5 protein-coding genes and 2 pseudogenes are annotated in these 7,462 nt (G+C 50.3%); 4 read left to right on the top strand and 3 right to left on the bottom strand.

Going from position 1 to position 7,462, the window contains the following annotated elements; all coding sequences use genetic code 11:
* Window positions 1–116, bottom strand: a pseudogene (locus tag IR141_RS11570) (IS1595 family transposase); the annotation flags it as partial.
* 309 nt (window positions 117–425) lie between these two features.
* Window positions 426–2,195 carry an ABC transporter ATP-binding protein/permease gene (locus IR141_RS11565; protein ID WP_135037427.1) on the bottom strand — a complete coding sequence of 590 codons (1,770 nt, stop codon included), beginning with the start codon at window positions 2,193–2,195 and terminating at the stop codon, window positions 426–428.
* Between the two features lie 305 nt (window positions 2,196–2,500).
* Here IR141_RS11565 and IR141_RS11560 point away from each other — a divergent pair, with 305 nt between their 5' ends.
* Window positions 2,501–4,744: a TonB-dependent siderophore receptor gene (locus IR141_RS11560; protein WP_135037424.1), complete on the top strand. Its 2,244-nt coding sequence runs from the start codon at window positions 2,501–2,503 to the stop codon at window positions 4,742–4,744.
* Window positions 4,745–5,339: 595 nt separating this feature from the next.
* Here IR141_RS11560 and IR141_RS11555 read toward each other — a convergent pair.
* Window positions 5,340–5,627 carry a hypothetical protein gene (locus tag IR141_RS11555; RefSeq protein WP_135037421.1) on the bottom strand — a complete coding sequence of 96 codons (288 nt, stop codon included), beginning with the start codon at window positions 5,625–5,627 and terminating at the stop codon, window positions 5,340–5,342.
* A gap of 421 nt (window positions 5,628–6,048) precedes the next feature.
* On the opposite strand from IR141_RS11555, the gene rclC reads away from it, so the two are divergent.
* From rclC to IR141_RS11540, 3 genes and pseudogenes are all read left to right on the top strand, one after another.
* Window positions 6,049–6,660, top strand: a complete 612-nt coding sequence (gene rclC / locus IR141_RS11550) for a reactive chlorine resistance membrane protein RclC (RefSeq protein ID WP_281385022.1) — start codon at window positions 6,049–6,051, stop codon at window positions 6,658–6,660.
* 85 nt (window positions 6,661–6,745) lie between these two features.
* Complete coding sequence (locus tag IR141_RS11545; RefSeq protein ID WP_135037416.1) at window positions 6,746–7,081, top strand: carboxymuconolactone decarboxylase family protein; 336 nt, start codon at window positions 6,746–6,748, stop codon at window positions 7,079–7,081.
* A gap of 182 nt (window positions 7,082–7,263) precedes the next feature.
* Window positions 7,264–7,462 (top strand): annotated as a pseudogene (locus tag IR141_RS11540) (IS1595 family transposase); the annotation flags it as partial.

Here is a 7,462-nt window from a genome sequence, read left to right as displayed (position 1 = left end):
GTATTGGGCTGAATACCTAAGATATCGGCAGCAGAACGTGCGGTTACTTCCAATACAAAATATTCAAGCAGTTTTCTTTGCAGACTCTTCTTTAACTTACAGTGGGTTATCTTCATTTTGGCAGCCTATCATGACTGCTAATCTACGTCAGCCCCTAAAAAAATTGCTGATATTGCTTAAATAAAAAAAGACCGCCATTTTACCCGAACCGGCCCGAATCGGATTGAAGTTTGCACAGAAATAGAAAAATCCCCTCCCAAGTATCCGCAATACAAACAGTGATTTCTCTATCCGCAGCGCCGGCATGATACCGGTTGCCGGGTTGGGTTTTGATCCATTGGTTCAAACAATAAAATACAACCCGTTTCCCCCGCTTTGGCCGGAATATGGTTACTTCCTGCCGCCGGCAGCAGTTTCAGACGGCCTTAACCGCAGGGTGCCTCGCCCACAAAGATACGGCGGTTGTGAAAGGCGGCGAGCGTGCCGCGGTGGCCGATGCTCACAATAATACTCTCGGGCAAACGCTCGCGGATAAGCGTGTACAGCGCGGCTTCGGTCGGCTCGTCCAATGCGGCGGTGGCCTCGTCAAGCAACACCACTTTCGGGCGTGTGAGCAGAATGCGCACAAACGCCACGCGCTGCAATTCGCCCGGAGAGAGTTTGTGCTGCCAATCATCGGCTTTATCGAGCTGCCCGGCAAGCCGGCCTAGAAAACAGGCCTGCATGACGGCCGCCAATTCAGGATGGTGCGGGTCGATGTCGGGATAGCACACCGCCTGGCGCAGGCTGCCCTGCGGTGTGTAGGGGCGTTGCGGCACAAATAAAATATCCCTCTGCGGGGGGCGGCCGATTGTGCCGCTGCTGCCGAACGGCCATAAGCCTGCCAATGCGCGCAGCAGTGAGGTTTTGCCGCAGCCGCTGGGGCCCTGTATCAAGAGTGCATCGCCGCTTCCAACGCCCACGTTCAGATTTTCCAGTAACACATCGCCGTTTTGGCGGTAGAGCGTTACGTTGTCGAGCGAGAGGCCGTCTGAAACTTCGTCAACCTGCGGGTTGCCGGCCTGTTTGATTTGGTTGGTGCCGGCGAGAAAGCCGCTTAAACGTTCCAAGCGGGCGCGGTAAGCGGTGAATGCTTCATAGAAGTTGCGGAAAAACGATAAGGCGCGTTGCAGGCGGTTGAATGCCTGCACGGTTTGGTGCATATCGCCGATTTTAATCTGTCCGGCAAAAAAACGCGGTGCCTGAAGCATCAGCGGCAAAAGCTGTACGCCCTGCGTGAGCAGATCGTTGAAGCCGTTTAACGTAATGCTTTGGCGGGCGATTTTCCAGCGGTTGCGGATAATGGCGGCAAAACGTTCGCCAAGCTGCTGCCGTTCGCGCCATTCGCCGTTGTAAAACGCCACGCTCTCGGCATGATCGCGCACGCGGATCAGCGAATAACGGTAGTCGCCGTTAAGTTTTTCGTTGTCGTAGTTATAGCGGATCAGCGGTTTGCCTATCCACATCGCTGCCACGGTGGAAAGCAGCACGAATACAAACACGAAAAACACCATACCGCGCGGAATCTCCAAGCCGAACAGGCTTAAAATGCCCGACAATCCCCACAAAACAATGGTAAATTCAACCGCAGAAATCACCGAATTGAGCATACCCCGGATAAATTCGATGGTAGCAACGATAAACTCCTGCGCGTCCTGCTGGATACGCTGGTCGATATTGTCGGGCGCATGGCGGAGCATTTGCAGACGGTAATAGTTTTTGTCGGCCAGCCAGCGTTCGGTCAGCACGGCGTTTAATTTTTCCGACCACTTAATCGCCAGCGCCTGATCAAAAAAATCGTTCACAATGCCGTTAAGCGTACGCATCAGCACCACCCCCGCATTAATCAGGGCGAAAAACCAAAAAGCTTGGGCTTCAGCATCTTGCAGGGCACTATATAAACCGTTGTAGAAAAATGTGTTTAAAACATTCAAACGGATTTCGGTAAGCAGCAGCAACACCATCAGCATAACTGCCAGTGCGGTTTTGACACCGCTTTTTTTATTGATGCAGGGGCGCAGAATATACCAAAACTGTTTGCCGAAACGGGTTTTGCCCGCCAGAAAAACAATCAGCACCAAAGCTGCCATCACGCCGCCCAAAGTTTGCAGCAGCCACATCGGGCTGTTGCCCAGTTCGATTTGCCATTTTTCCATATTGATTCGACACATCATGAGGCCGTCTGAAATATTTCAGACGGCCTTTCAGCCGTAAATATTTCCGCAGTCAGGCGAGCTTAACCGGAGCAGAAGTTGCCGGCTGTGTTTGAGAAGGTAAACAATATAAATATAAACAAGAATATTTGTGAAATAAAAACAATAAGTTGAAAATTTTTACAAAGCTGTTTTTTTAATATTCATATAAATTCAAATTATAATACTCTAAATTAATGCAAGTAAAAATAATTCTTAAAATTGATGTTTCAGCTCAACTTCAACCTAAACCATAACAGAGGATATTTATGAAAAAACAAACATATAAAACCGCCCTGCTGCCCCTGCTGGTTTTTCAGGCATGGGCTTATGCCGACACACCGGCTGTGCCTGCCGTTGTTGAAAATACAGAAATCGGCACCGTAACGGTGAAAGGCAAGGCAGCCAAATCTTATTCTATCGCCAGCGACGGCGATCTGCGCGACCGCGTGAACTTGGGTCTGCTCGGCAAGGCCAACGCCTTCACCGCGCCGGTTACCGTGGTGAATTACGATGAAAAAGCCCTCAATAACACCGAAGCGCGCACGTTGGTGGATGCCATCGCCAAACACGATGCCTCCACATGGCAGTTCGGCGGCGAAAGCAATACGCTCACCGGCCTGTATTTCCGCGGCTATCAGTTAGATGCACGCCAATTCAGCGTAAACGGCCTGGCCGGTATGTACGGCACGCAAGGCACCTCCAGCGTACAGGTGGCTTCGGCGCAACTGATTAAAGGCGCATCCACCGCCATTACCGGCATGGATCCGGAAGGCGCGGTATCCGGCGCCGTCAATATCGAAACCAAAAAAGCCGCAGATGAAGGCAACCGCAAAATCGGCGCGGGCTACTTCAGCGACAGCCGCGCCCAAGGTACATTCGACTTGGGGCAGCGTTTCGGTGAAAACAAACAGTTCGGCGTGCGTGCAAACGGCAAGCTGCGCCACGGCGACACCCCGCGCAACGGTTACAGCGAAGACAATAAAGAATTTGCGCTCAATGCCGATTACCGTGGCGACAAACTGCGTGTGGCGTTTGACTCCATTTATTCCAAGCGCAAAGCCGAAGGCGGCCGCGCCCGTATTCAGGATATCCAAAGCGCAAACGGCCGTTTGTTTGACGCGCCGGACGGCAAAACCAACCTCTTACCGGGTTGGAACCGGCAAAACACCACCGGTCAAACCAATATGCTCACGTTTGAATACGATTTTGACGCGCCGGTACAAATCAGCGGCGGCATCGGTTATAACAAAGCGCGTTATTACGGCACGCTGGTTTCGCCAACGGCCTGCGCCACCGCCACCACCACCCGCCCGCAAAGCGGAAACAATTGTGACGGCACGCAATACACCACCGGCCGCGCCCGCATAACCGGCCAATATTTCCGCACCCTCAGCATGAATCTGGCCGCGCGCGGCGAATTTGAAACCGGGCCGGTCAGCCACAACTGGAATGCCGCATTCGACCGCATTATCCGCAACCGCACCACGCTGCAAAGCGCGCAAAGTGCCGCAAACAGCAGCCGCGTGATCACACCTTACGGCGCAACCAGTATTGAAGAGCAGCTGGCGGCCTACCGGCCGGTTATCCCCACAGCGATGAACACCAGCCTGGATACCAATGTCAAGGTAAACAGCCTGGCGTTATCGGATACCTTGGGCTTTTTCGGCAACAAATACCGCCTGACTTTAGGCGGCCGCTATCAAATGATTGATCAAACAGATAAAAGAGAAGGAAGCAGCGCAGACGCCTCCCGCTTCAGCCCCATGGCCATGGCCGCCTGGGTGCCTTCTCCCGATTTTGTGGTTTACGGCAACTATATGGAAGATTTGGAGCCCGGAGCCGTCACCACCGACACCGCAACAGGCGATGCGGGCATGTCCGACCCGCGCGTCAGCCGCCAGTTTGAGGTAGGCGTACGCAAAAACTGGGGTGATTTTGTTACCACGCTCAATGCCTTCCAGATCACCCGGCCCGGCTATTACCGCACCAATTCCGCTGCCTATATCGCCAACCGCCTGGCCGGCAAACCGCGCGGTACCGAACGCAACCGCGGTGTGGAATTCAGCACTTACGCCAACCTGCTGAACCAAACCCTGCGTCCGAGTTTCGGCATCATGTATCTGCAATCGCGCGTAAAAGATTATCCCACCTACGCCGAAACATTCGCCAACGGCGTGCAGGTTGCCAACCCCAATGTGATTGCCAAAGCCGGTGTCGAATGGGATACGCCGTTTGTTAAAGGGCTGACCTTAAGCAGCAATGTGCAACATTTCGGCGAATCCTACCAGCGCACCGACAAGGCTTACGCCTTCCCCTCTTACACCCTAGTGGATGTGGGCGCGCGCTACAAAACCAAGCTGGGCGGCAAAAACACCCTAACGGTGAGCAGCGCGGTAGAAAATCTGTTCAACAAAAACTACTGGCAGGTGCAGCGCGGCCAATACGACCGCAGCTTCGCCGTGCTCGGTATGCCGCGCACTTATTGGCTGAAAGCCGAACTGGAGTTTTAACCGGATTAACACATTACCGACACAGGCCGTCTGAAACTTTCAAACGGCCTGATATATTTTCAGACGGCTCGGCGGGTTGGAAAAGTTTGTTTTGCCTGCACTTTCATACCGGCAGTTTTTATTTCCGCCGAAATAGAAACAGCGGCATCTCGATGGCAGGCGTGTCCAAGCTTCACGCAACACCGCCCTGCCTTCAGGCATATTTGATAAGCGTCAAAACCCTAAAACAGAGCTTCCGGCAAAAAGAAAAATACAACCCATGCCTGATTTTCGATATCGTCAGGCCGTCTGAAACTTTCAGACGGCCTGATATTTTCAGACCGCCCGGCGGGTTGGAAAAGTTTGTTTGGTCTGCACTTTCATGCCGGCAGTTTTTATCTCTGCCGAAATAGAAACAGCGGCATCGCGATGGCAGGCGTGTCCAAGCTTCACGTAACACCGCCCTGCCTTCAGGAATATTTGATAAGCGTCAAAACCCTGAAACGGAGCTTCGGGCAAAAAGAAAAATACAACCATGCCCTGATTTTCGATATCTTCAGGCCGTCTGAAAGTTTCAGACGGCCTGACGTATTTTAAAACGGCCCGTTCGGTTTGCTTATTTGCCGAACGGCAGCCATATTCTGGCCAAGCCATACATCACCGCGCCGCCCGCACCCAGCAGCAGAAACAATATGCCTTTTTTGCGCGCATTCGGGCAAAACCAGTAAACGGCTGTGCTGAAGCTGAAAAACAGCACGGCCACTACCCACACCAATTGCTTGTCTTTGAAGCGGTTAAGCATGTAGCTTTCGGTGATCACCACATACATCTGCCACAATGCCGCCATGCACATGCTGATGACGCCGGCGGGCAGAAAAACAATGCCGAGCAATTCTTTATTCATTTTTTAAATGCGGCCGTCTGAAAAAATAAAGGCGCAATTATAAACCCTGCCGCAAACAAACCGGAAGCCGCCAGTTTTCAGACGGCCTATAATATATATATATAATAGTAATAGAAGAAATTTTGATTCTATAATGCTATTATTCTTATATTCACATGATAATATCTTGAAATTTTAAATATCTAGATGATATAGAAAACATAAGCTTTGACAGAGCAATAAGTTATCTATTCGATGTGCGTAACAATGCCTGCAACCAATCAGTTAAACTCGACCGCCGTCCGACAAGGAAACAGTAATGCCGTATAGAATTTTTACGGCAATAAAAATTACACCAACCCTAACCTACCCGTTTACTAAATTTTTATGCCTGTTTCGATAAAAGGCTGGAATCACCTACATTTTCCAACAACAATACAATATGTTCAACAACCTTAGCTTAAGGAGTATTACAATGAGTCCGTTTCACAAGCTTCTGGAAAAAATCGCACATGCCGATAAACTCGGTGTTTTTCTCTGCCGTTTTTCCATCTTTGTCGTATTTGCCTGGATAGGCTGGCTGAAATTTATTCCATATGAAGCCGATAGTATCGTACCGTTTGTTGCCAACAGTCCCTTTATGTCGTGGCTGTATAACGATCCCCTGAATTATGTTCAATATATGAATCATGAAGGGGTATTGAACGAGGCCAATCGCGCATGGCATTTGGCCAACAACACCTACGGCTATTCCAACGGTTTAGGCGTAGTGGAGCTGGTATTTGCCTTTATGATTATGGCGCACTATATCAATCCGCGTATAGGCTTTATCGGCGCGACACTCTGTTTTCTCACCCCTTTTATTACTTACACTTTTTTGATTTTCACGCCTGAAACATGGGTACATGGTGCAGATGCGCATACCGGCTTTCCTTACCTTTCCGGTGCAGGCCGTTTGGTATTGAAAGACATTATGATGCTTGCAGCAGGCTTCATTGCCATGATAGATTCTGCACGCGCAATCCTAAACAACAAAAAAGCAGCGTTCGCTTAGGCCTGCCTAAGCTGTAAGTTCTAAAAACGATAAATCCGCCTGAAAGCGTCTTTATCGTTTTCAACTCACTACTGAAAGGAAAAATATGTTTAAAGATTGGCCCGAACACACTGCTTTTGTCAAACAGTCTTTTGCAAGCTTAGGTAAGAAACATCCAAAAATGCTCCAGGCTTATGGAGCATTGGAGCAAGCAGCGGCGGCAGAGGCTTTAGACGAAAAAACCCGCGAACTGATTGCAATAGCAGTCGCCATTACCACGCGCTGCGAGAGTTGCATCAGTGTGCATGCCGAAAAAGCTGTAAAAGCCGGGGCAACCGAAAGCGAGATTGCCGGAGCGTTGGCAATGGCTATTTCACTCAATGCAGGTGCTGCCTATACATATGCACTGCGTGCACTGGAAGCAGTAGAGAACCAAAGATGACACTGCCCCAAGCCGGCAGACAATGCCTCCCGATTTTACAGTCACCGCACACTGCCGGGCTGCGGCAAAAAATGTAAAACCACACCGGAGAAGCAGCCGGACAATTGCTTATCCGGTGTGGTTTTTTATTGGGGCTGTACTAGATAACTAGGGAAATTTAACTTCAGGTTAGAATAATCCCTATGAGAAAAAGTCGTTTAAGTCAGTACAAGCAAAACAAACTGATTGAACTATTTGTTGCAGGTGTTACCGCCCGCACAGCGGCGCAATTAGTTAGCGTCAATAAAAATACCGCTGCCTATTACTTCCACCGTTTGCGCTTACTTATCTATCACAACAGCCCGCATCTGGAAATGCTTGATGGTGAAGTAGAAGTTGATG

It is taken from the genome of Neisseria sp. 19428wB4_WF04, from assembly GCF_015235335.1.
In the GTDB taxonomy this organism is placed as follows: Bacteria; Pseudomonadota; Gammaproteobacteria; order Burkholderiales; family Neisseriaceae; genus Neisseria; species Neisseria musculi.
This window is presented reverse-complemented; position numbering and strand designations above follow the sequence as displayed.